Below are 24,704 nucleotides of genomic sequence, written 5' to 3'. Positions count from 1 at the left end.
TCTGGCGTTGATTTTTGGCACGCTGTTGAGTTCTCAAGGAACGGACGCTTCCTTTGTACTCACCCTCTCGGGCTTTCCTCCGGGCTTTCGTTCTTGCGATTCAGACTCTATCAGAGTCTTTCTCGCTCGCTTTCCAGGTCCTTCGCTTTCGCGCTTTCCCTTTCCGGCGGTTCCGACTCTATCAGATCCTTTCGGGCCTGACCCCCAGTCAGCGGGGTTTGTCTTCCGGGCTGTTGGGCCCTTCCGACACCTGAACTCTAGCGGATTTCCCCGGCAACCGATAATCGGGCCTTCGGAAATGAATTCGGGCGTGCCGAATTCGTTCCCTGTGGGAGATCGTGCTGAGTAGGTTGCCGCTACGAGGCGGCGGGATTCGTTGACTCCGGAATCTTCCGGCTCCGGGGCAACTCGGAGAACCTTACGGATCCGCGAGGGGCGTGTCAACCCGGGAGGTCAGGGGCTGTCAGGCCCGGGACTGGAGTTCCTCGACGCGGTCCAGGACGCGGGTGAGCATGTCCCCCAGCACTCCGCGCTCCGCCGTGGAGAGGTCCTGGAGGAGGTCCTCCTCGAAGACCGTGGCCGCGCGCATGGCGTCCAGCCACTTGCTGCGTCCCTCGTCCGTCAGCTCCACGATCACGCGGACCCGGTTGGTCTCGTCCCGCTCGCGGGTGACCAGGCCCTCCGCCGTCATGCGGTCGATCCGGTGGGTCATCGCGGCGGGCGTCAGGCCCAGCTGCTTCGCGAGCTCGCTCGGGCCCATCCGGTAGGGCGCCCCGGAGATGACGAGGGCCTTGAGGACCTCCCACTCCGCGTTGCTGATGCCCAGGGCCGCGGTCTGGCGGCCGTACGCGACGTTCATGCGGCGGTTCAGCCGGCTCAGCGCCGAGACCACCTTCTCGACCTGGGGGTCGAGGTCCTGGAACTCGCGCTGGTAGACGGCGATCTGCTCGTCGAGGCTCGGCTCTTGGACGGGCGTCGCGCCGTCGGGGGTGTCAGCCATGGTCCGAAGTATCGCACGAACCCGTTGGCGTCTAACTCCTTCGATGTGTAGAGTTAAGCATCGAAGTTTAGGTATGAAGTTCTGAAGTCTTCAGTCTTCGGCTCTCAAGGCAGGTGAGAAGTGACCAAGGTGATGGGCGCTGCGATGCGGCGGATCCAGGCCGGGAACGCGCTGACCGCGTTCGGCATCGGTTTCACGGTTCCGTTCCTCTACATCTATGTGGCGCAGGTGCGCGGTCTGGGTTCCATGGCGGCCACGAGTGCGTTCGTGGCGTTCGCCCTCGGTGCTCTCGTCGCACTGCCCTTCACCGGCCGGGTCATCGACCGGCGTGGTCCGGTCCCCGTGGTCATGGGTGCGGCCGTCGCCGCTTCGGCGGGTGCGCTCTCGCTCGGGCTCTCCACCGGCATCGTGCCGATCCTGCTGTCCGCCCTGGCGCTGGGTGCCGGGCAGGCCGTGATGCAGCCGGCGCTGGCCACCATGATCGTGTGGTGCTCGACGCCGTCGACCCGTACGCGTGCCTTCGCCCTGCAGTTCTTCATGCAGAACCTGGGTCTGGGCATCGGCGGGCTCGTCGGCGGCCAGATCGTCGACGAGAGCCGTCCGGGCAGCTTCACCCTGCTGTTCGGCATCGAGGCCGTGATGTTCCTGGTGCTGGCGGTCGTGATCGCCACCGTGCGGATGCCGCACGTACAGAACATCAGTGACGCGATGGCCAAGGACGCGGCGCCGGCGGGCGGTGGCTGGAAGCGGCTGCTGCGGCACAAGGCGATGGTGCAGCTGTGCGTGCTGGGCTTCGTGCTGTTCTTCGCCTGCTACGGGCAGTTCGAGTCGGGTCTGGCGGCCTTCGGTACAGAGGCCGCGGGGATCTCCCCCTCCACCCTCGGGTTCGCGCTCGCGGCCAACACGGGTGCGATCGTCGTGGCGCAGTTCGTCGTGCTGAAGCTGGTGGAGAAGCGCCGCCGGTCGCGGGTGATCGCGCTGGTCGGGCTGATCTGGACCGTGGCGTGGCTGATCGCCGGGTTCTCGGGGCTGGGGCACGGCAGCGCGATGATGGCCGCTGCCGCGTTCATCACCACGTACGCGCTCTTCGGCATCGGTGAGGCGATGCTGTCGCCGACGCTGGCCCCGCTGGTGGCCGATCTGGCCCCCGAGGGCTCGGTCGGGCAGTACAACTCGGCCTTCGCCCTGGTCAAGCAGATGGCGCTGGCTCTGGGGCCGCTGGGTGTGCCTCTGGGGGCGGGGATTCCGATGCTCTACATCGGGGTGTTCGTGCTCGTGTCGCTCGGGATCTCGGTGCTGGCGCTGCGGCTGGGCAGGCGGCTCAGCCCGGTGCAGGACAACCCGTCGGTGGTGAGCCGGGTCGTGGCACAGGGGCCGGCGGTCGTCTCGAAGGCGGCCGCGGGCCCGGAGCGGGCGGAGCGGGTTTCCGCGTAGCGGTCGTGGGTGTGTGTTCGTGGGGAGAGCCTCCGGTGCTTCGGGCCGGGGGCTCTCCCCTTTCGTGCTGCTACTTGTCAGGGAGGGCGAACTCGCACCAGACGGCCTTGCCGCCGCCGGGGGTGCGGCGGGAGCCCCAGGCCGAGGCGATGGTGGCGATGATCGAGATGCCGCGGCCGGTCTCGTCGGCCGGTTCGGCGCGGCGGCGGCGCGGGAGGTGGTCGTCGCCGTCGGTGACTTCGACGATCAGGCGGCGGTCGGTGCGGCGCAGGCGCAGCCGCATGGGCGGGGTGCCGTGCTGGAGGGAGTTCGCGACGAGCTCGCTCGCGGCCAGGACGCCGAGGTCGCACAGTTCGACGGGGAAGCGCCAGGAGCTGAGGACGCCCTGGGCGAAGGCGCGGGCGCGCGGGGCGGCCTCGACGCCGCCGAGGAGTTCGAGGGCGGCGTTGTGGAAGAGCTCGGCGTCCACTCCGGTGCGGGCGGGCTGCTGGAGGACCATCACGGCGACGTCGTCGTCGTGGTCGGCGTCCACGCCGAGGGCGCGCATCAGGCGGTCGCAGATGATCGCGGGGGTGCCCTGGGCGCCGGCGAGGGCGCGTTCGAGGGCGGCGACGCCTTCGTCGATGTCCTCGCCTCGGCGTTCGACCAGGCCGTCGGTGTAGAGGACGGCGGTGGAGCCGGGGCCGAGGGCGATGGTGCCGGAGCTGTGGAGCCAGCCGCCGGTGCCGAGCGGCGGGCCGGTGGGGTCGGCGGCGCGGCGTACGGTGCCGTCCTCGTCGCGGACGAGGATCGGGAGGTGGCCCGCGGAGGCGTAGGCCAGGAGTCCTTCGTTGGGGTCGTGGACGGCGTAGACGCAGGTGGCGATCTGGCTGGCGTCGATCTCTGCGGCGAGGCCGTCGAGGAGCTGGAGCACCTCGTGCGGGGGCAGGTCGAGGCGGGCGTAGGCGCGGACGGCGGTGCGGAGCTGGCCCATGACGGCGGCGGCGCGGACTCCGCGGCCCATGACGTCGCCGATGACGAGGGCGGTGCGGCCGGCGCCGAGGGTGATGACGTCGTACCAGTCGCCGCCGACCGCCGCTTCGGTGCCGCCCGGCTGGTAGGTGGCGGCGACCCGGAGGTCGTCGGGCTGTTCCAGTTCCTGGGGCAGGAGGGAGCGCTGGAGGGTGACGGCGGCCTCGCGCTGGCGGCGCTCGCTGGCGCGCAGGCGGTCCACGGCTTCGGCGTGGTCGGTGACGTCGGCGAGGTGGACCAGGATGCCGGTGTGTTCGGGGTCGGTCTCGCCGTCGGCGGCGGCCTTGGGGAACTCGACGGGGGTGCAGGTGACGGTGTACGAGCTGCCGCCGCCGGGGGCGGTGCGGTTCTTGGCGGTGCGGGGCTTGCCGCTGCGCTGGACCTGGTCGAGGAGTTCGAGGAGGCCGAGCTCGCCGAGTTCGGGGAGGGCTTCGCGGGCGGGGGCGCCGGTGGTGCGGGGGCCGAAGCCGGCGGTGTAGGCGTCGTTGACGTACGCGACGCGGTGCTCGGGGCCGTGGACGAGGGCGACGAGGGCCGGGAGCAGGCCGAGGACTTCCCGTACGGGGAGCTCGTCGAGGGCGGGCGCGGCGGCAAGCGGTGCCGTGCCGGTGCCGCGGACGGTGGCGTCGGCGGGGCTGCCCTCGGGGGGCGCGGCGGGGTGGGCGGCGCCGCGGGCTGCCGGGACGGAGCCCTCACCGCGTTTGGCCTGGGCCGCGGCGTGCTCGTTCCGGGCGGCGGCGCGGCGCGTGCCGGGGAAGCGGGCGCTCCAGCGCGTGAAGTTCACTGCGTTCAAGCCTCGTGGTGTCGCAAGTGGTCGCGGTGTGTCCGCCGGGCGGTGCCGGGGGTGCCCCTGGGGTCGGGCGCTGGACGGTGCCGCTCGGTGGATTTCACTCGGTGGATGTCACTGTGTGCAGGCGTGAGCCCACCTATGGTCACACGTCCAGTGTGGCCGACGGCACTGACAACGTCAGCCCTGCTTGTCCTGCGGGGGGTCGGGGGCGGGCCGGGGCGGGTGGTGCCGGTGGCCGCCGCCGGCGGCGAGTTCGAATTCTGCCCTGGGGTGTTCGAGGGATCCGAGGGAGACGATCTCGCGCTTGAAGAGGCCGGCGAGGGTCCATTCGGCGAGGACCCGCATTTTGCGGTTGAAGGTGGGGACGCGGCTGAGGTGGTAGGCGCGGTGCATGAACCAGGCGGGGTAGCCCTTGAGCTTGCGGCCGTAGAGCAGGGCGACGCCCTTGTGGAGGCCGAGGGAGGCCACGGAGCCGACGTACTTGTGGGCGTACTCGGTGAGCAGTTCGCCGCGCAGGGCCGCGACGAGGTTGTCGGAGAGCTGCTTGGCCTGGCGGACGGCGTGCTGGGCGTTGGGGGCGCATTCGCGGCCGGGTTCGCCGGCGGTGATGTCGGGGACGGCGGCGGCGTCGCCGGCGGCCCAGGCGTGTTCGACGCCTTCGACGGTGAGGAAGGAGGTGCAGCTGAGGCGTCCGCGTTCGTTCTTGGGGAGGTCGCTGGCGGCGAGGACGGGGTGGGGTTTGACGCCGGCGGTCCAGACGATGGTGCGGGTGGGGAAGCGGGAGCCGTCGCTGAGGACGGCGACGCGGTTCTCGCAGGATTCGAGGCGGGTCTCCAGGCGGACGTCGATATTGCGGCTGCGCAGTTCACGGACGGTGTAGACGCCCATTTCGGGGCCGACCTCGGGGAGGATCCGGTCACTGGCCTCGACCAGCACCCATTTCATGTCCTCCGGCTTGACGTTGTGGTAGTACCGGGCCGCGTATCGGGCCATGTCCTCCAGTTCGCCGAGTGCCTCCACGCCGGCGAAACCGCCGCCGACGAAGACGAAGGTGAGGGCGGCGTCGCGGATTGCGGGGTCGCGGGTGGAGGAGGCGATGTCCATCTGTTCGATGACGTGGTTGCGCAGGCCGATGGCCTCTTCCACCGTCTTGAATCCGATGCCGTAGTCGGCGAGTCCGGGGACGGGGAGGGTGCGGGAGACGGAGCCGGGGGCGAGGACGAGTTCGTCGTATTCGATCTCGATGCCGCCGGTGCCCTCCTCGGCGGTGGCGAGGGTGGTGACGGTCGCGGTCCGCTTGGCGTGGTCAATGCTCCGGGCCTCGCCGATGACGATGCGGCAGCGGTCCAGGACGCGGCGCAGGGGGATCACGACGTGCCGGGGTGAGATGGCGCCCGCGGCGGCTTCCGGGAGGAAGGGCTGGTACGTCATGTAGGGCTCGGGGGTCACCACGGTGACCTCGGCTTCGCCGGATCTCAGCTTCCGCTGGAGACCCAGGGCCGTGTACATGCCGACGTAGCCGCCGCCGACGACGAGGATGCGCGTGCGGGGCGGGGTACCGGGGTCGTCGCCCCGGGAGTTAGCAGCCTTCACCACCCCATGACGCAACGTGGCCGGGAGTTTGTCCACAGGCCCGGCAAATTGTGTGACCGACGGGGGTGGCGGGATCGGCCTGTCAGGAGATCCCGATCACGTGAGAAGTGCGCAGGTCAGGGCTTCGGAAGGGGCGATTCCGGGGAGTTGCGGCGGAAAAGTGGCGGTGAATGCTCCGATCGGGCGGTGCTCGGTCGGGGGCTGCCTCTTCTGAATTGACTCTGGCTCAACTATGTTCGTATCTCGTCGAGGATGTAGGACCTGGGCCCTCATGACCGTGGCCCCCCTCGACACGAAGGCGGGGAGTGTCTCCGGGGGGAGACAAGTGATTACCGGGGGATACATATGAACATTTCCGATTTCCATGGCTCTGTCACCGCTCTGTCCGCGGAGACCGGCGGCCGCGTGATGGCGGGCTCGACCACCCACGGGGTGGGCCGCTCCACGCCGCTGCGCGTCGACGCCCAGCGCAACCTGGAGCACGTCCTGCGGGCGGCCCGGGAGGTCTTCGGCGAGCTGGGCTACGGGGCTCCGATGGAGGACGTGGCACGGCGCGCGCGGGTCGGCGTCGGGACCGTCTACCGGCGGTTCCCCAGCAAGGACGTGCTGGTCCGACGGATAGCCGAGGAGGAGACCGCCCGGCTGACCGAGCAGGCCAAGTCCGCCCTGGGCCAGGAGGAGGAGCCGTGGCAGGCGCTGTCGCGCTTCCTGCGCACCTCCGTGGCCTCCGGCGCGGGCCGGCTGCTGCCGCCGCAGGTGCTGCGGGTCGGCGCGGCCGCCGAGGAGGAAGCGGCGGAGGAGGCCGCGGCCCGTGTCCCGCACCAGCGCCAGGCCGTCGCGGGCGGCACGGCGGAGCTGCGCGTCGTGGGCGCGCGGACCTCGGTCGAGGACGAGCCGTCGGAGGACGCCGGGGCCGGTGCGCTGCTGGAGGTCGTCGGGCGTCTGGTGGACCGGGCGCGGGAGGCGGGTGAGCTGCGGACCGACGTCACGGTGGCCGATGTGCTGCTGGTGATAGCGACCGCCGCGCCCGCGCTGCCCGACCCGGCTCAGCAGGCCGCGGCTTCGGCCCGGCTGCTGGACATCCTGCTCGAGGGACTGCGCTCCCGGTCGGCGTGAGCCGGTGCCCCGGCTCGGCCGGGGCACCGGGCCGGGGCATTGAGCCGGGCCGTTGACGCGCCGGCCCCCGCAGGGGTGGGGGCCGGTTCGTCAACGGGGGGCCTCGAACGGCAGGTCGCTCGAAGGGGTGAGGAGCAGTCCGGTGATTCGCCGGATTGTCCCCGGATGGGTGGATGGCGCCGAGAGGGCCCCGGGGTGCCATCGCCGTGTGACAGGCTGGATCGGTGTACCGGTTCCAGTGTGTCGTGCGGGGGCTTCCGCGATGAGCGTTGACGGGCGGGACGACTCCCTCGGTGGCGTCGGTGGGACCGGCGCCGAGACCGGGGCGGGCAGCCTGCCCGCCCGGCAGGTCCCGGCCCAGCGCGAACGCGGCGGCCGGCACGCCGCATCCGGCCCTCCCGGCGGCGAACTCCCGCCGTCCGACGGCGACTTGATCGCCCGGATGCGCGGCGGCGACGACGGGGCGTACGAGGAGCTGTTCCGTCGGCACGCCGACGCGGTACGGCGCTACGCGCGGACCTGCTGCCGGGACGGGCACACCGCCGACGACCTGACCGCCGAGGTGTTCGCCCGGACGCTGCAGGCGGTACGGGGCGGGGCCGGGCCGGACCAGTCGGTGCGGGCCTATCTCCTGACCACCGTGCGGCGGGTCGCCGCGGCCTGGGCGAAGACCGCCCGGCGGGAGCATCTGGTCGAGGACTTCGCGGTGTTCGCGGAGCAGGCGGCCGCGGGGGCGGAGGGCGCCGGCGGGCTGTCCGCGGACGACACCCTCGAACTGGGCGCCGATGTCCGGGCGATGCGCGAAGCCGAGCGGTCGCTCGCGATGCAGGCCTTCCGGAGCCTGCCCGAGCGGTGGCAGGCCGTGCTGTGGCACACCACCGTCGAGGAGGCCTCGCCGAGTGCGATCGCCCCGCTGTTCGGGCTGAGCGCCAACGCGACGGCGGTGCTGGCCAGCCGGGCCCGGGAGGGCCTCAAGCAGGCCTACCTCCAGGCCCATGTGAGTTCCGCGCTCAGCGCGGGCGGCGACTGCGCCCGGTACGCGGACCGGCTGGGCGCCTACGCCCGGGACGGGCTGCGGATGCGGGCGGAGCGGGGGCTGCGCAAGCACCTGGAGGAGTGCGCCAAGTGCCGGCTGGCCGCCGGGGAGCTGAAGGACGTCAACGCGGGCATTCCCGCGCTGCTGCCGGTGGCGGTCATCGGGTGGTTCGCCGCCGGGTACGCCGCCAAGGCGGCCGGGGTGGTGGCCGGGGGGGCCGTCGCCGCCGGGGGGGCCGGGGCTGCCGCCGCGGCGGCGGGAGGGTCGTCGGCCGGTGCCGGTGCGGGAGCCGCCGGTGCCGGGGCCGCCGGTGCGGGAGCCGCCGGTGCCGGGGCCGGTGGTGCCGGTGCCGGTGGGGCCGGGGGTGCGGTGGTTTCCGAGGGGCTGGGGCTGCCGGCCAAGGCCGCCATCGCCGCCGGCATAGCGGTCGCCGCCGCTGCCGGGGTGGTGTTCGCCCTGGCCGGGGACGAGCCCGAGCCGCAGGCCGGGCCCGCGCCCGGGGTGGTGGCGCCGGTGGCGCCCGAGGTGCCCGCGCCGGCCGTGTCCGCGGCGCCGGAGTCGGTGCCGCCGGAGGCTCCGGCGCCTGCGGCGCGGGGGTCGGTGCCGCCCCGGCGGAGCGCGGCGCCGTCGGCTCCCGCGTCCTCGGCGCCCGCTCCGACGGCCGCTCCGGCGAGCCTGCGGCCGAAGCCCTCCCCGACGCCGTCGCCCACGCGGGCCCGGCCGACGACACCGCCGCCGGTGCCTCCGCCGCAGCCGCCGCAGGGGTTCCAGCTGGCCGGGCTCGGGCATTCCGCGTTCGGGAAGCACACCGGTCCCGAGCTGGAGACCTGGCGCAGCAGCTGGGTGTGGCAGCGGTGGGGGCTGATGGTGGGCGGACAGCGGTTCGGACAGGGGATCACCGTGCACTCCCGCTCCACGGTGGAGATCACCCTCAACCGGCAGTGCACGAGCTTCTCGGCGCGGGCCGGGGTGGACGGGCTGTCGCTGCTGACCGACGGGACGGTGCGGTTCTCCGTCTACGGCGACGGGCAGCGGCTGTGGCGTTCGGGCGCCCTCGGGTACGACGACGCCCCGGTGCCGGTCGAGGTGCCGCTCGCCGGGCGCTCGAAGCTGCGGCTGGTGGTGGAGCAGGCCGGGCAGGGTCACCTGCCGACCCTGGCGAGCTGGGCCGACGCGGTGATCAGCTGCCGCTGAGGCCGAGCAGGGCGGCGACCTCCGTCGGGGTCAGGGTCCGGCCCTCGGCTTCCGCCCGGGCCCGGCCGGCCGCCCCGAGGGCGGCGAGGTTGCGCTCCGGGAGCCCCTCCAGGGCGGCCTCCTCCGGGACCGAGCGGGGATGGCCCGCGCGCCAGGCGGTGGCCGCCGCGAGGACTCGTACGCTCTCCTCGGGGCGGCCGGCGTCGGCGAGGAACAGTGACGCCGTCTCGGCGATGCCCGCCAGGACGCGTTCCGCGCAGTGCGTGGCCACCGCCCCGGCGAGGGTCGGGCCGATCCCGGCCAGGCCCGCTTCCGGGCCGTTCTCGCGGGCGTCGAGGACGGTTTCGATGAGGTCCAGGCCGGCGGTGAACTGGGCGGGCACGTTGATCCGTTCGCCCGCGGCGCGGGCGGCGGCGCATTCGGTGCGGGCGCGGGCGAGGTCGCCGCGCTGGAGCGCGACCGTGGCGGACAGGAAGCGGCTGAAGGTGCTCACGTCGTACACCCCGCCCTGCTCGTCGGCCTCGCGGTCGGCCTCCGCGAGCAGCTTCTCGGCGGCTTCGAAGTTCCCCGCGCAGTACTCGGTCTCGGCGATGCGGGCGATCGCGAAGGGCGCTTCGATGCGGGCCCCGACCTCCCGGGCCAGCCGCAGGCACTCCTCGTAGGCGGCGCGGGCGGTGCCGTACTGGCCGCGCGAGAGGGCGGCTTCCCCGGCGGCGCTGGCCACCTGGGCGCGGATCCAGCGGTCGCCGACGCGGTGGGCGATCGCGTCGAGCTCGGCGAGGTCCGCGTCCACGGTGGAGAGCCCGCCGGTCATGTCGATGGCGAAGTGGGTGCGCATCAGCAGGGGGATGGCGAGTTCCCAGTCCCCGGCGTGGCGGCGACAGTTGGCGATCGACTCGTCGATGCTCTCGTGGAAGCGCTCGACGTCGCCGGTGAGGAAGCAGATCGCGGGCCAGAGCATGCCGGGGAAGCGGGTGGTCTCCGGGGAGCCGTGGCTGAAGACCTCCTTGACGCGGGCGGCCTGCTCGCGGTGCTCGGGCGTGCGGAAGCGGTCCGCTCCGGCGCTCTCGGCGAGCAGGAACATGTGGAGCATGCGCAGCCGCATGTACGGCCAGTACTCCGGGGAACCCTCGGGCGGTTCGACGGGGGTCCGGGCGAGGATCCGGGCGGTCCAGTCGGCGCCCTCGGCGCGGTAGTCGCGCAGCCACCAGAACCAGCCGAGGCCGGACAGCATGCGCTGGGCGATCTCGCCGGCGGCGTCGTCCTGCTCCCCCTCGATGACGGTGTGGAGCGCGGAGCGCAGGTTGTCGAGCTCGGTCTCGAAGCGGCGGATCCAGGGGAGCTGGCCGGCGGAACGCAGCAGCGGCTCGGCCCGTTCGGTGAGGTCGAGGTAGTGCTCGGCGTGGCGGAGGGCGGTGGCGCGGGCGTCGGCGGGGTCCTCGGCGAGGCGTTCGGCGGCGTACTCGTGGATGGTCTCCAGGAGCCGGTAGCGCATGCCGTCGGGGTCGGGCTCGGCGACGACGAGGGACTTGTCGACGAGGGCCGCCATGGTGTGGGCGACGTCGGCGCGGGTCCCGCCGTCCGCGCAGACGGCCTCGGCGGCCTCCAGGTCACAGCCGCCGGCGAAGGCGGACAGCCGGGCGAGGACGATGCGTTCGGCGGCGTCGAGGAGGTCCCAGGACCAGTCGACGACCGCGCGCAGGGTCTGCTGGCGGGGCAGCAGGGTGCGGGCACCGCCGGTCAGGAGGCGGAAGCGGTCGTCGAGCCGGTCGGCGATCTGGCGCGGGCTGAGCAGCCGCAGCCGGGCGGCGGCCAGCTCGATGGCGAGCGGCAGACCGTCCAGGCGGGCGCAGATCTCGGCGACGGCGTCGGGGGCGTCCCCGGGGCGGAAGCCGGGGCGGGCGGCGGCGGCCCGGTCGTCGAAGAGGCGGTGCGCGGGGCCGGGCGGCAGCGGTTCGAGGGGGTGCAGGAACTCGCCGGGCACGCCGAGGGGTTCCCGGCTGGTGGCGAGGATCCGGACGCCGGGGCAGTGGGTGAGGAGGCGTTCGGCGAGTTCGGCGGCGGCGCCGATGACGTGCTCGCAGTTGTCCAGGACGAGGAGCAGGCGGCGGTGCGCGCAGTGTTCGACGAGGGCGGCGGTGGGGTCGTCGTCGGCGGGGGTCTTCTCCCGGGCGACGAGGCTGTTCTCGCGCAGGCCGAGGGCGCTGAGGACGGCGCCGGGGACGGCGGCGGGGTGGTCGAGGCGGGCGAGTTCGACGAGCCAGCCGGAGTCGGGGCGGGCGGCGGCCGCGTGCTCGGCGAGGCGGGTCTTGCCGGAGCCGCCGGGGCCGGTGAGGGTGACGAGGCGTACGCGGTCCAGGTCGGCGGCGAGGGCGGCGAGCTCGGGCTCCCGGCCGACGAAGGAGGTCAGGCGCGGGCGGATGTTGCCGCGGGGCTGCGGGGGCGGGGTCTGGAGCAGCTCCGCGTGCAGGGCGCGCAGCTCGGGGCCGGGGTCGGCGCCGAGGCCTTCGGCGAGGGCGCGGCGGGTGCGCTCGTAGGCGGCGAGGGCGTCGGCGGAGCGGCCCGCGGCGCGCAGGGCGCGGAGCTGCTGGGCACGCAGTGGTTCGTCGTACGGATGCCCGTGGATCAGCGCCTCGATCTCCGGCAGGAGTTCGGCGGGGGCGGTGGCGCCGCTGCGCAGGTCGGCCTCGATGCGGTCCCGCCGGGCGCCGGAGCGGCGGGCTTCGGCGACGGCGGCGTACGCGGTGCGGGCCGGCTCGGGGAGGTCGGCGAGGGCGGGTCCGCGCCACAGGGCGAGGGCCTCGCGGAGGGTGGTGGCCGCGGTGGAGGGGTCGGTGGCGAGCTGCTCGGCGCCGAGGGCCGCGAGGCGGGTGAACCGGTGGAGGTCGACGTCGTCGCGGGCGGCGGTGAGACGGTAGCCGCCGGTGGGGTCGGTGGTGACCTGCCCGGGGCCGAGGGTGCGGCGCAGGCGGGACACGAGGGCCTGGAGGGCGGCGGGGGCGTCCTGGGGCGGGTCGTCGCCCCAGACCTCGTCGACCAGGTCGGTGACGGACGCGGCGGCCGGGGCCCCGGCGCGGAGGGCGAGGGCGGTGAGGAGCGCGCGGAGGCGGGGGCCGCCGGGGGTGAGGGGGGCGCCGGTGTCGTCGTGTGCCCTGGTGGGGCCGAGGATTTGGTAGCGCACCGGGCAATTCTGCCCTGCCCCTGCCGGGGGTGGGTGGGGGTTTTCGGTGGGGGCGGGGCCGGGCGGGGTGCGGGCGCGGCGGCGGGTGGCGGGGGTGCGGGCGCGGCTGCGGGTGGGCCGCTGCGCGGGGCTGGTCCCCTACCCGCCCTTCGACCGTTCCCCGGGCTCTGCCCGGACCCGCGCCTCGAACGCCGGCGGGGCTGGAAGAAGACCCAGGGGCTCCGCCCCGGACCCCGCGCCTCAAACGCCGGCGGGACTGGGGGCGCGGCAGGGCTGGACGGTGGCGCGGGGCTGGAGGGCCGCGGGGCTGGAGGGCGGGGCTGGGCTGAAGGGCCGCGGGGCTGAAGGGCCGCCGGGCTGAAGGGCCGCGCGGGGCTGGAGGGCTGGGCTGGGCTGAAGGGCCGCCGGGCTGGAGGGCGGCGCCGGGCTGAAGGGCGGCGCGAGGCTGAAGGGCGGCGCGAGGCTGAAGGTACCGCGGGGCTGGAGGGCGGCGCGGGGCTGGGCTTGTCGGCCGGGGTGGGAATTGGGCGTCCGCCGGTTCAGCGGCCTGCCGGGAGGGCTCCTGGGGTCAGGCGGGGGAGGGGGGTGTCCAGCGGCGGAACCGCGCGGCGGCGGGGGGTGGAGGTGCCGGTCCAGCAGGTGCCGCGGCGGGCCAGGAGGCGGCGGAGCCACAGTTCCATCGAGACGAGTTCCGCGAGCCCGTCGAGCGGCACCGGCCGCCCCTCCGCAGCGTCGATCAGGGCCTGCTGCACCACCCGGGCGTCGACGAGGCCGGCGTCCGCGAGGAGCGGTGCCGCGAAGAGGGCCAGCAGGGAGGTGAGGGCGGCCCGCAGCCCCAGACGGGTGGCGGTCTCGTTCGGGGTGTGGGCGGTGGCGCCCCAGCCGGGCGGGAGTTCGCGCACCCCGGCGGAGGCCAGGACGCTGCGCAGGATCTCGGCGCGGGCCCCGGGCTGTACGCGCAGGGACTCCGGCAGGGCGCGCGCGGCCCGTACGACCTGGTTGTCGAGGAACGGCGCGTGCAGGCGCTGGCTGCGGACCTCCACGGCCTGCTCGAAGACGCGGTGGTCGGCGGCGTGGCGGGCCAGCAGGGCCCGGGCGCGGGCCTCGCCGGGACGCAGCGAGAGCGGGGGCCGGCCGGCGGCGGCCCGCAGCCGGATCGATACTTCCGCCAGGGCTTCGCCGGTGAGCCAGCCCGCGGCGGGGCCGGGCCGGGACCAGGTGAGGGCCGCCAGTGAGGCGTCGACCGGCCCCGAGGCGGCGGTGACGGCCGCTCCGCCCTCGCGGAGCCGGGCCGCGGCGGCCTCCATGCCCGCGCGGTACGGCGTACGGGCGAGGCGGCGGGCGGCGGAGTAGACGGAGAAGGGGACCAGCAGCGGGTCGGCGGGCGCGGAGCGGGCGAGGGCGGCGACGGGGCGCAGCAGGTGGCGGCGTCTGCGGTCGAGGAGAAGGTCCGCCATGCGGGCGGGGTGCGCGTCGAGAACACGGCGGGCGCCGTGTCCGGTGAAGTGGTCGGCGGAGCCGGCGGCGAGGCGGCGGCGCTCGCGGGCGGCGGAGACGAGGGAGGGGCCGGGTTCGTCGGTGAGGGGGCCGTCGAGTTCCGCGTAGGGGAGGGCTTCCTCGGCGGCGGCCACGACGACGTGGTGGAGCCGGGGGTCGGCGGCGAGGGCGTGGGCCCGTTCGAGTTCGCCCTCGCGGCCCTGCGGGGTGGCGAGGTCGTTGAAGGTGACGGCGAGGAGCCGTGAGCCGGAGCCCTGGAGGGTGCCGGGGGCGCCGGGCAGGCCTGCGGCGAGGAGGGCGAGCGTCGCGGAGGCGGTGCCGCCGGAGAGGTCGGCGCCGACGCCCGGCACGGGGGCGCCGCGGGCCGCGCGCCGGTCGGCGGGGCCCATTCCGGGCACGGGTCCGGGGTCGGGGAGCAGTGTCTCGGGAGCATGCCGCGGCGCCGTGAGCCGGGCGCGCACCGCGGCGGTCAACGCTTCCCGTACGCCCTCCACCGCCCGTTCGGGGTCGGCCTCGGGGGTGGCGACGGCGAGGGAGGCCAAGGGTTCGTACCCGGTGATCTCCCGGGAGCCCTCGCGCAGGATCAGCGTGTGGCCGGGCGGGATGCGGCGGACGCCCGCGTACGGTGTGCCGTCGCCCAGTGTCTCGGGGCTGTCGGGGCAGGCGAGGAGGGCGGCGAGGTGGCCGACGTCGAGCTGCGCCTCGATGAGGTCGGCGAGCGGGAGTGCGGCGGTGGCGTACGCGGTCCCGCCGGCCCAGGGGGTGTAGAAGACGGGCCGGGCGCCAGCGAGGTCGCCGAGGACGGTGATGCGGCGTCCGGTCTGGACGACGGCGGTGTAGCTGCCGGGCCACTCGGTGAGGTGGCGCAGGGCGCCGCCGCGGGCGGCGTAGAGGGCGCGGCGCAGTTCGGCGTCGGTGGCGCCGCAGCAGCCGAGGACGGCGAGCCGGGTGAAGGGGTCCGCGGGGTCGGCGGTGACGGTGCGGATCTCGTCCGGGCGCCAGTCGCCGACGGCCCAGAGGGGGTCGGGGTCGCCCCACAGCAGTTGGGCGCCGACGGGGTGGACGGTGCGTTCGGCGTCCTGGGCGGCGGGGTCGTCGGCGTACGCGGCGTCGGCGATGCCGCCGTGCTGCGGCGGCTCGGGGTGGGACGGGCGGCCGTACGGGGCTCCGTGGCCGTTGGAGCCGTGGCCGCTGCCGTAGCCGTAGGGGTCCGCGGGTCCGGCGGGCCCGGACGGGACCCGTCCTGCCGTGCCGAAGCTCGCGGCGATACTGCTCCACCCGACCAACCAGCGCACCGCCGCCTCCCCCAGCCCGTGGGCAAATGACCGGGGCAACGGACGGCCGGGACGGCACGGACAACGTGCGTCGGCGTGCGTCGGCGCTTGGAGGGCGCGGCCGGCGGGACCCCGGGTGGCTCGGGGTCCATGCTGCCACGAGAAGGGCGTGCGAGAGTGGCTTCGGGGGGCGCACATGTAAACGAACACGCCCCGGCCACACGGTATTTGGCGTTCCGTTCCCACCGCCCCATAGGTCGGTTTCGGCCATTCTTCGGCCGTACTGAGGGCCTGTGCGGGCCCTCGCGCGGGGAGCCCGGGAAGGCCGCGGGGCGCGGTCCGGGAGGCGTCTCCCACCTCCCGGACCGTTCCGCCACCCGCGGGGATTGAGGCAGCGGCATCCCCCGGCCCACCGGATCCACGCGGCGGGCCGACCCACGCACCGCACATCGAATCGCCGGGCCCCTGGAGCGGCCAGAGCGCACGGCCGGGCGCACGGCCACACGGCCGGAGCACGAGCTGACACGTGCGCCCGGGGCACAACCCCCCGCGCCGACTGTGCATACGGACAACAATCCCGCCATACGGAAGTCAGGGCCTTAACGCTTGGGAGGCGGGGAACTACGCTGGGTTTACGAAATGCCGGGCGCCTATGCCCCGGCGGCGTCTGCGTTCCGCGTGTGACGAGGGGTGGCGCATGTCCAGGGAGCTCCGCGAGCCCAATGAGAAGCTCGGCGCCGTCCTCGCCCTCGCGGGCATCAGCAACGCCGGGCTGGCCCGGCGGGTCAACGACCTCGGCGCGCAGCGCGGCCTGACGCTCCGGTACGACAAGACGTCGGTGGCACGGTGGGTGTCCAAGGGGATGGTGCCGCAGGGCGCGGCCCCGCACCTGATCGCCGCCGCCATCGGGGCGAAGCTGGGCCGGCCCGTCCCGCTGCACGAGATCGGGCTGGCGGACGCCGATCCGGCGCCGGAGGTAGGGCTGGCCTTCCCGCGCGACATCGGGGCGGCGGTGCGCTCGGCGACCGACCTCTACCGGCTGGACCTCGCCGGGCGGCGCGGCGGTGGCGGGATCTGGCAGTCGCTCGCCGGTTCCTTCTCCGTGTCGGCGTACGCGACGCCCGCCTCGCGGTGGCTGATATCTCCGGCCGACAGCTCGGTGGCCCGCGAACCGGGCCCCGCCGGAAACCCGGGCACCGCCCCCGAGACGACCCCCGCGACCCCCGGACCGACACCCGCAACGGCTTCCGGACCGGGCTCCGGACCGGCCTCCGGGCGGGCTTCCACCACCGCCGCCCCGCCGCGACGGACACCGGAAACCCCCGCTCAGGGCGTTGTGCCCGCCCAGTCCGGGCCCGAAACCGCGCCGCCGGCCGCCGCTGCCGCGACCGCCGCGCGGCCCGTCCCGGACGCCTCGCCGCAGCGGGTGGGCCACAGCGACGTGGCCAAGCTGCGGGAGGCCGCCGAGGACGCCCGCCGCTGGGACTCCAAGTACGGCGGCGGTGACTGGCGTTCCTCGATGGTGCCCGAGTGCCTGCGGGTGGACGCGGCGCCGCTGCTGCTCGGCTCCTACACCGACGAGGTGGGGCGCGCCCTGTTCGGGGCGACCGCCGAACTGACCCGGCTGGCCGGCTGGATGGCCTTCGACACCGGCCAGCAGGAGGCCGCCCAGCGCTACTACATCCAGGCGCTGCGCCTCGCCCGGGCGGCCGCCGACGTCCCGCTCGGCGGGTACGTCCTGGCCTCGATGTCCCTCCAGGCGACCTACCGGGACTTCCCCGACGAGGGCGTGGACCTCGCGCAGGCCGCCGTCGAGCGCAACCGCGGCCTCGCCACCGCCCGGACCATGAGCTTCTTCCGCCTCGTCGAGGCCCGGGCCCACGCGAAGGCGGGCGACTCGGCGGCCGCCGGTGCGGCGCTGCGGGCGTCCGAGGGCTGGCTGGAACGCTCCCGCGAGGGCGATCCCGACCCGACATGGCTGGGTTTCTACTCGTACGACCGTTTCGCGGCGGACGCCGCGGAGTGCTACCGGGACCTCAAACTCCCGCGCCAGGTCCGCCGTTTCACCGAGCAGGCCCTGTCCCGCCCCACGGAGGAGTACGTTCGCTCGCACGGGCTGCGGCTGGTGGTGAGCGCGGTCGCCGAGCTGGAGTCGGGCAACCTCGACGCGGCGTGCGCGGCCGGCACCCGGGCGGTGGAGGTCGCGGGCCGGATCTCCTCGGCGCGGACGAACGAATACGTACGCGACCTGCTGCACCGGCTCGAACCGTACGGCGACGAACCGCGTGTCGCGGAGCTGCGCGAGCGTGCCCGGCCGCTTCTGGTGGCCCCCGCGTAGCCGGGTTGTCGGTGGTGGGGTGCAGTATGCAGGGGTGGGAGGTGTCAGCGTGGATTGCGACGTGCTGGTGATCGGTGGCGGGATCGTCGGCTTGTCGACAGCCCATGCCCTGTCACGACTGGCCCCGGGTACCCGGGTGACCGTGCTGGAGAAGGAGGCCGCCCCGGCCCGGCACCAGACGGGCCGCAACAGCGGGGTGATCCACAGCGGGATCTACTACCGCCCGGGATCGCTCAAGGCGCGCTTCGCGGTGGCCGGGGCCGCCGAGATGGTCAAGTTCTGTGCCGAGCACGGCATCCCGCACGAGGTGACGGGCAAGCTGATCGTCGCCACCGAGCGGTCCGAGCTGCCGCGCCTGCACTCCCTCGTCCAGCGCGGCCGGGAGAACGGCATCCCGGTGCGCGAGCTGGGGCCGGCCCAGATCACGGAGTACGAGCCGCACGTCCGGGGCCTCGCCGCGATCCACGTCGGCACCACCGGGATCGTGGACTACGGGCAGGTGGCCGCGCGGCTCGCCGAGGAATCCGGAGCCGATATCGTCTACGGCGCCGAGGCGGACCTGATCTCCCGCCGGCCCTCCGCGGTGGCGGTCCGCACCACCTCGGGCCGGGTGTTCCGCGCCCGCGTCCTGGTCAACTGCGCGGGGCTCCAGTGCGACCGGATCGCCCGCCTGGCCGGTGACGACCCGGGCATGCGGATCATCCCCTTCCGGGGCGAGTACCACGACCTGGCCCGCCCGGACCTGGTCCGGGGCCTGGTCTACCCGGTGCCCGACCCGGCGTTCCCCTTCCTCGGCGTCCACCTGACCCGCGGCATCGGCGGCGGGGTCCACGTCGGCCCGAACGCCGTCCCCGCGCTGGCCCGCGAAGGCTACGGCTGGGGCACGGTACGCCCGCGCGACATCGCCACGGAGCTGGCCTGGCCGGGATCCTGGCGGATGGCCGGGCGGCACTGGCGGTACGGGGCGGGCGAGATCCACCGCTCACTGTCGAAGCGGGCCTTCACGGAGGCCGTACGCCGCCTGCTGCCGGCCGTCACGGAAGCGGACCTCACCCCCGCGGCGGCGGGGGTCCGCGCACAGGCGGTCCTCCGCGACGGCACCCTCGTCGACGACTTCCTCATCCGGGAGGCGCCGCGGACGGTGCACGTCCTGAACGCCCCGTCGCCTGCGGCGACCGCTTCGCTGCCGATCGGGCGCGAGATCGCCGCCCGCGCCCTGGCGCACCTCCCTTCCTGACACCGGCCCGCCCCCGGCTTCGCGCCGCTGCGCCGGACCCCGTCCGTCGGCCTGCCGGGCGGAGCCGGTGGGCCGCCGCGCGGGGCGGGTTCCCCTACCCACCCTTCGCCCGTTCCCCGGGCTGAACCCGGACCCCTCCTGGGAGGCTCCACCCCCAGACCCTCCCCCAGCTACCGCTGGGAGGTGCCCCAACGCCTCAAAGGCCGGCGGGGCCGGAAGGAACCCGACCCCCTCAGCGGCCCACCGGCTCCGCCCGGCAGGGCGACGCCCCGAACCGACGCCCAACCAGCAGGGCAGGGGCCCGGCAGGGCAGGGGCCCGGCAGGGCAGCGCCCCTCACCGGCAACCGCCCGGCCAGGGCAACCGCCCGGCCAGGGCAAAGGGCCCGGCCAGGGCAAAGGGCCCGGCCCCGAAGTAGAATCGCCGCATTGTGTCTGAGCCCCTGAACCCCCAGCCCAGCCTCCCCGACTCCCCGCCGGAGGCGTACACGCCGCCCAAGTGGCGCACCGAGCCGCGGTTCCCCGACGGTCCCGCGCCCGACCCCGCCGGGTCGCACCACGAGCGCCGGATCCGCAGCTTCCAGCCGCGCCGCAGCCGGGTCACCACCGGCCAGGGCGAGGCGTTGAAGCGCCTGTGGGGCACCTGGGGCCTGGACATCGACGGGCACGAGGTCATCGACCTCGACAAGCTCTTCGACGGGCTCCCCGTCGTCCTGGAGATCGGCTTCGGCATGGGTGAGGCCACCGCCCAGATGGCCGCCGCCGATCCCTCCACCGGCGTCCTCGCCGCCGACGTGCACACCCCCGGTCAGGGCAACCTCCTCGCCCTCGCCGAGCGGGGCGGCCTCACCAACGTCCGCGTGGCGAACGGCGACGCGATCATCCTGCTCCGCGAGATGCTCCCGCCCGCCTCCCTCGCCGGGATGCGCGTGTACTTCCCGGACCCGTGGCCCAAGGCCCGCCACCACAAGCGCCGCCTGATCCAGCCCGAGTTCCTCGACCTGGCCGCGACCCGCCTGGCGCCCGGGGCGGTGCTCCACTGCGCGACCGACTGGGAGGACTACGCCGAGCAGATGCTCGAAGTCCTCACCGCCCACCCGGAGTTCGAGAACACCCAGGCCGACGGCGGCTACGCGCCGCGGCCCGAGTTCCGGCCGCTCACCCGCTTCGAGGGCCAGGGCCTGGACAAGGGCCACGTCGTCCACGACCTCCTCTTCGCCCGCCGCCGCTTCGAGCAGACCGAACCGGCAGTCGAACCTGACTCCAAGAACTGACAAACGTCACTCCGAGTGTCCGACCCGCTCGGTAGGGTCATCATGTGTACCGAGCGCTCTCCCGTGTGCTCGCACGCCCGTCGGGCACGGCCCGCACGTGCGTGCTCGTCACGCTGCTCACCGCCACCGGGGCCGTCATCCTCGAACTCGTGCGGGAGCAGACCGGCACGGCCGGGTTCTTCGTGGGCCTCGGCCTGGCCCTGCTGCCGGTGCCGCCGCTGATGGCGGCGTTCCGGTGGCTCGGCCGGGCCGCGCCGGGCCCCTGGCGGCAGTTGCTGTTCTGCTTCGGCTGGGGGGCCTGCACCGCGGCGCTGATCGCGATACTGGCCAACAGCTTCGCCACGGAGTGGATGGCCGCGGCCTCCACCGACCCCTCCGCCGCCGACCGCCTCGGATCGGTCGCGATCGCCCCGGTGGTGGAGGAGACCGCCAAGGCTGCCGCCCTGCTCCTGGTGTTCGCCTTCCGAAGACGGCAGTTGGCCGGCGCCGCCGACGGGATCGTGCTCGCCGGGTTCACCGCCACCGGGTTCGCCTTCACCGAGAACATCCTCTACCTGGGCAACGCCTTCGAGGAGGACCTGGCCGACGGCACCCGCGTCCTCGACTCCGTGACGGCGGCGACGTTCTTCGTGCGCGTGGTGCTCTCCCCGTTCGCGCACCCGCTCTTCACGGTGCTCACCGGCCTCGGATTCGGCGCGGCCGCGCTGACCGCCCGCCGTACGCGCAGGATCGGGCTGCCGCTGCTGGGCCTGGCCCTCGCCATGGGCGCCCACGCGCTGTGGAACGGCTCCTCGCACTTCGGTGAGTACGGGTTCTACGTGGTCTACGGCTGCGTGATGGTCCCGGCGTTCGGGCTGCTGCTGTGGCTGGCCGTGCGGGTCCGGCGCGGCCGCCTGCGGGCCGTCGCCGCCGAGCTGTCGGTGTACGCCGCCGCGGGCTGGCTCGGTCCGGCGGAGGTCCCGGCCCTGGCTTCGATGCCGGCCCGGTCACTGGCGCGCGCCCTGGCCCGCCGCACCGGAGGCCGCCCCGCCGCCCGCGCGGTGTCCCGGTACGCGGCGGACGCCGCCGCCCTCGCCCTGCTCCGCCGGTACGCCCGGCAGTGCGGCCCGGGCGGCCGGGACCCGGAATTCGCCGAGCGGGAGCGCGAGTTGCTGCACCGGCTCTGGCGGCGCCGGGCGACGGCCGCGCCCGCGCTGGCCCGCGCCGCCGTACTGGAGGGGCTGCTGCCCGCTCCGCGCCGCACCCCGCAGGCCCTCGCCCCGGCGCCCGCACGGGCCTTCGTACCGGCCGCCAGGGCTCCGGAGCTGTCCCCCTCCCCCGGCTAGGGAGCGTCCGTCAGACGTCGAGGCCCTTCGAGCCCAGCCACGCCAGCGGGTCGACCGTCGACCCGCCCTTGCGCACTTCGAGGTGGAGGTGGGCACCGGTGACGTTGCCGGTCGCCCCGACCCGGCCGATGGTCTCGCCGGCACCCACGGAGCCGGAGGTCACGGACATCGAGGAGAGGTGGCAGTACCAGACCTCGGTACCGTCGTCGAGCTTGAGCACGATCCGGTAGCCGTAGGCCCCGGACCAGCCGGCGGAGATGACCTTGCCGCTGCCGACGGCCTTGACGGGGGTGCCGGTAGGGGCGGCGAAGTCGAGGCCGGTGTGGTAGCCGGAGGACCACATGGAGCCGGCGACCCCGTAGTGGGAGGTGAGGGTGTAGGAGGAGGTCGGCAGGACCCAGCCGCCCGCCGACTGCGAGCCCGAGCCGGAACCGGAGCCGGAGCCCGTCGCCGCCCTGGTGGCGGTCTGCTCGGCGGCGGCCTTGTCCGCGGCCGCCTTCTCGGCGGCGGCCTGCTCGGCGGCGGCGCGCGCCGTCTCGGCTTCCTTGTCGGCGGCTTCGCGCTGGGCCTTGGCCTCCTGGGCGGCGCTCTCGCGCGCGGTCCGCTCGGCGTCCGCCCGGGCCTGGGCCTGGTCGGTGTCCTGCTGGGACTCGGCCTGGAGGAGGATCCGGTTGAGCAGCGCCTCGCCCGCGTCGCCGCCCTGCTGCGGCACCGCGGCGGTCTCCGCGGCTCCCGCGGCTCCCGCGACTCCGGTGCCGGAGTCGGCCGCGGCGGCCGTCCGCACGGTGTCGCCGCCGTTGCCGGAGTGGCCGCCACCGCCGAGCAGGTCGGGCATGGATATGGAGACCTGGGGCCGGTCCTGCGCGGTGGCGATGCCGCCCGCGCCGACCGCCGCGATCACGCCGACACCGAGCACGGTCGAGCTGCGGGCCAGTCCGCCGCGCGCCTTGAGGACGCGGTGCTTGCCGCGGAGCGGGCGCGCGGAGTCCTCCGTGGGGTTCCACTCGCCCCAGGCTCCGGCAGTGGGCGTCTCCTGGACGTCGATGCCGTCAGGGGCAGGCGGGTTGGAGGCCACGGGGGCACACTCCTCATGGGCGAGAACGCACACGGGTGCCGTCGTTGCGACGGCTGGGACGACCGCGCTGCGTTATCGAACGGTAATCTACGCGAGGGAATGATTCCAAGCCGAAGCGACTGATCGTTAACACCAATCGGCCACGCCCCGAACAGCTTTGGCCTCCACATTCGCCACATGGGGCCACAACCACGGCAATTCGCCCGGTTCACCCCCATCACTTCAGCCACACCGGCCGAATGACGCACCGTCAAGCCACTTGCGCAGAGCGCTCTTTCGGCCACGCAGAGTCACCCTGCCGCTCACGGTTCGTCGCGGCGCACCACCGGTACGGTCCTCCTGCGCTCCGGCTGCCCCTCCCCCGCCCGGCCCACCGCGAGCAGCGCCATGTCGTCGGTCGTACCGCCGCCGGTGTGCCGCCGCACATCGCTGCCGAGCGCGCCCAGCAGCTCGTCCGGCCCCGGGAAGACCCGCCCCCGCAACCGGGCCGCCGGATCGTAGAAGGTGCCCGACCCGTCCCGCGCCTCGGTCAGCCCGTCGGTGTACAGGAGCAGCGTGCTGCCCGCCGGGAAGGGCCACTCCTGCGGCCGGGACGGCGCGTCGGGCGCCAGCTCGCCCAGGCCCAGCGGCAGCGCGGGCTCGGCCGGGGCCAGTACCGCCAGGCCGCCGTCCGCGTACAGCAGCAGCGGCTCGGGGTGACCCCTGTTCAGCAGCCGCAGCCGATCGGCGCCGGCCGGGATCTCCCCGAGCACGCACGTGGTGAACCCCTCCACCGCGTCCAGGCTGCCCCGCCGCGTTCCCTCCCGGGCCAGGGCGCGCTCCAGACGCCGTGCGAGCCCCTCCAGGGTCGGCTCGGTCTCCGCCGCCTCCCGGAAGGCCCCCAGCACCACCGCGACGGCCTCCACGGCCCCCAGCCCCTTGCCCCGCACATCGCCCACCGCGAGCCGCACGCCGTACGGGGTGTCCTGGACGGCGTAGAGGTCCCCGCCGATGAAGGCGTCGGCCTGCGCGGCCTCGTACCGGGCGCAGACGTGCAGCCCCGCGATCCGCTCGGCCGGGGTCGGCAGCACGGCCCGCTGCGCGGCCTCGGCGATCCCGCGCGCCGAGGCGAGCCGCTCGCCGCTGCGCCGTACGACCAGGTTGATCAGCAGGGCCAGCCCCGACACGGTCAGCACCGTCGCCAGCTCGGTCAGCGCCTCCACCTTCCAGCTGGTGCCGTTGTGGATGTGCAGGCCCACGACCACCAGTGAGGCGGCGACGCCGGTCACCGCGGTCGCCCGGAGGGTGAACAGGGGCGCCGCGATCAGCGGGGCCGCCGTGAAGAAGGGGGATCCGGTGAAGCTGGGCGGGGTCGCGAGGTCGAAGACCGTCCCCAGCACGATCAGCAGCACCGGCAGGATCCGCACCACCCGCCGGGCGGTGCCGTCCGCGCTGCCGTCCTCGCCCTGCCGCCCCAGCCCCACCACGCTGCTCTCCTGCCGCCCGGTCGCGCCCCGCCCCTCCAAGGCTGGCGGCAGGCGGCCCCGTGCGGCGAGCGGACCGGGCCGAAGGGGTGACGTACCGCGCCCCCGGGAGCGGCCCCGCCCCGGACGCGACGAAGGCCCGGTTCCACAAGGGAACCGGGCCTTCGTACGGAGTAGCGGGGACAGGATTTGAACCTGCGACCTCTGGGTTATGAGCCCAGCGAGCTACCGAGCTGCTCCACCCCGCGTCGGTAAACCCAACTCTACGTCATCCGGGGGACGCCTCCCGCCAATTAATCCCCCCACGCCCCCGCCGAACGACATAACCGCAGGTCAGAGCCCATATATCCGATCCATTCCGGTGTCCGGAGCAGCGGACCGGGCACCGGCGCGCGGGCCTTGGGGCGGGATCAGGCCACCGACCGGCCCCGGGAACGGCGAAGCGCCCCGTCCGAAGAAGCCGGACGGGGCGCTCGGTGCAGGTCCGGGGGAGGATTCCCCGCCCTGCGAGCGGTAGGCCATGTCGGACTCGAACCGACAACCAACGGATTAAAAGTCCGCTGCTCTGCCAATTGAGCTAATGGCCCTCCAGGTGCTCACCCCAGAGCATAGCCGGAGAGGGGCTGCTGACCGATCGGGTATCGCCGGGTGTGGCTCCGGCGGTTTCCCGCCATCCGGCGCGGGAGGGGCGAAACGGCCGGAAATGGGCTCGGCCCCCACCGCACCGGAGTGCTGTGGGGGCCGAGTCTTCGTCAGGCGGCGCTCAGGCGTCAGCCGTTGCGCTTCCAGCGGGGCTTGTCGTCGCGGCGGAAGCCGCCGCGCTCGCCACCGCGGTCGTCACGGTTGAAACCACCGGACGGACGGTCAT

14 protein-coding genes and 2 tRNA genes are annotated in these 24,704 nt (G+C 74.6%); 7 read left to right on the top strand and 9 right to left on the bottom strand.

Going from position 1 to position 24,704, the window contains the following annotated elements; genetic code table 11:
• Positions 1-463: 463 nt before the first annotated feature.
• Positions 464-1,000, bottom strand: coding sequence for a MarR family winged helix-turn-helix transcriptional regulator (locus ACZ597_RS08690; RefSeq protein ID WP_471326733.1), 537 nt, complete (start codon positions 998-1,000; stop codon positions 464-466).
• Between the two features lie 132 nt (positions 1,001-1,132).
• On the opposite strand from ACZ597_RS08690, the gene ACZ597_RS08685 reads away from it, so the two are divergent.
• A complete protein-coding gene (locus ACZ597_RS08685) occupies positions 1,133-2,434 on the top strand; it encodes an MFS transporter (protein WP_471326821.1) in 1,302 nt (433 codons plus the stop codon).
• 70 nt (positions 2,435-2,504) lie between these two features.
• Here ACZ597_RS08685 and ACZ597_RS08680 read toward each other — a convergent pair whose 3' ends face one another.
• Positions 2,505-4,229, bottom strand: coding sequence for an ATP-binding SpoIIE family protein phosphatase (locus tag ACZ597_RS08680; RefSeq protein ID WP_471326819.1), 1,725 nt, complete (start codon positions 4,227-4,229; stop codon positions 2,505-2,507).
• Positions 4,230-4,412: 183 nt separating this feature from the next.
• Positions 4,413-5,831, bottom strand: coding sequence for an NAD(P)/FAD-dependent oxidoreductase (locus tag ACZ597_RS08675; protein WP_471326730.1), 1,419 nt, complete (start codon positions 5,829-5,831; stop codon positions 4,413-4,415).
• A 342-nt stretch (positions 5,832-6,173) separates the two neighbouring features.
• On the opposite strand from ACZ597_RS08675, the gene ACZ597_RS08670 reads away from it, so the two are divergent.
• Complete coding sequence (locus tag ACZ597_RS08670; RefSeq protein WP_471326727.1) at positions 6,174-6,944, top strand: TetR/AcrR family transcriptional regulator; 771 nt, start codon at positions 6,174-6,176, stop codon at positions 6,942-6,944.
• A 262-nt stretch (positions 6,945-7,206) separates the two neighbouring features.
• Positions 7,207-9,174, top strand: coding sequence for a sigma-70 family RNA polymerase sigma factor (locus ACZ597_RS08665; RefSeq protein ID WP_471326724.1), 1,968 nt, complete (start codon positions 7,207-7,209; stop codon positions 9,172-9,174).
• On the opposite strand, the gene ACZ597_RS08660 is transcribed toward ACZ597_RS08665, so the two are convergent.
• Positions 9,161-12,355 carry a BTAD domain-containing putative transcriptional regulator gene (locus ACZ597_RS08660; protein ID WP_471326721.1) on the bottom strand — a complete coding sequence of 1,065 codons (3,195 nt, stop codon included), beginning with the start codon at positions 12,353-12,355 and terminating at the stop codon, positions 9,161-9,163. The two genes, ACZ597_RS08665 and ACZ597_RS08660, sit on opposite strands and share 14 nt — an antisense overlap.
• 539 nt (positions 12,356-12,894) lie before the next feature.
• Positions 12,895-15,147, bottom strand: coding sequence for an asparagine synthase-related protein (locus ACZ597_RS08655; protein ID WP_471326718.1), 2,253 nt, complete (start codon positions 15,145-15,147; stop codon positions 12,895-12,897).
• A gap of 676 nt (positions 15,148-15,823) precedes the next feature.
• Here ACZ597_RS08655 and ACZ597_RS08650 point away from each other — a divergent pair.
• The 4 genes from ACZ597_RS08650 to ACZ597_RS08635 all read left to right on the top strand — a co-directional run bounded on the left by ACZ597_RS08650 (position 15,824) and on the right by ACZ597_RS08635 (position 21,298).
• Positions 15,824-17,464 (top strand): sporulation protein, encoded by a 1,641-nt coding sequence (locus ACZ597_RS08650; protein ID WP_471326717.1) that lies wholly within the window; start codon positions 15,824-15,826, stop codon positions 17,462-17,464.
• 19 nt (positions 17,465-17,483) lie between these two features.
• Positions 17,484-18,701 carry an L-2-hydroxyglutarate oxidase gene (lhgO, locus tag ACZ597_RS08645; RefSeq protein WP_471326714.1) on the top strand — a complete coding sequence of 406 codons (1,218 nt, stop codon included), beginning with the start codon at positions 17,484-17,486 and terminating at the stop codon, positions 18,699-18,701.
• A 441-nt stretch (positions 18,702-19,142) separates the two neighbouring features.
• Positions 19,143-19,973 (top strand): tRNA (guanosine(46)-N7)-methyltransferase TrmB, encoded by an 831-nt coding sequence (trmB, locus tag ACZ597_RS08640; RefSeq protein ID WP_471326816.1) that lies wholly within the window; start codon positions 19,143-19,145, stop codon positions 19,971-19,973.
• Between the two features lie 44 nt (positions 19,974-20,017).
• Positions 20,018-21,298, top strand: a complete 1,281-nt coding sequence (locus ACZ597_RS08635; protein WP_471326712.1) for a PrsW family intramembrane metalloprotease — start codon at positions 20,018-20,020, stop codon at positions 21,296-21,298.
• Positions 21,299-21,308: 10 nt separating this feature from the next.
• Here ACZ597_RS08635 and ACZ597_RS08630 read toward each other — a convergent pair whose 3' ends face one another.
• The 4 genes from ACZ597_RS08630 to ACZ597_RS08615 form a co-directional block, all read right to left on the bottom strand.
• A complete protein-coding gene (locus tag ACZ597_RS08630) occupies positions 21,309-22,373 on the bottom strand; it encodes a M23 family metallopeptidase (RefSeq protein ID WP_471326709.1) in 1,065 nt (354 codons plus the stop codon).
• A 302-nt stretch (positions 22,374-22,675) separates the two neighbouring features.
• Positions 22,676-23,839 carry a PP2C family protein-serine/threonine phosphatase gene (locus tag ACZ597_RS08625; RefSeq protein ID WP_471326706.1) on the bottom strand — a complete coding sequence of 388 codons (1,164 nt, stop codon included), beginning with the start codon at positions 23,837-23,839 and terminating at the stop codon, positions 22,676-22,678.
• A 171-nt stretch (positions 23,840-24,010) separates the two neighbouring features.
• Positions 24,011-24,084, bottom strand: a tRNA-Met gene (locus tag ACZ597_RS08620).
• A 266-nt stretch (positions 24,085-24,350) separates the two neighbouring features.
• Positions 24,351-24,423: transfer RNA gene (locus ACZ597_RS08615), tRNA-Lys, on the bottom strand.
• Positions 24,424-24,704 lie beyond the last annotated feature (281 nt).

The sequence above is a fragment of the Streptomyces sp. NPDC040718 genome, assembly GCF_055593565.1.
Note: the sequence above shows the minus strand (reverse complement) of the source record. Positions and strands in the feature narration are given on the sequence as shown.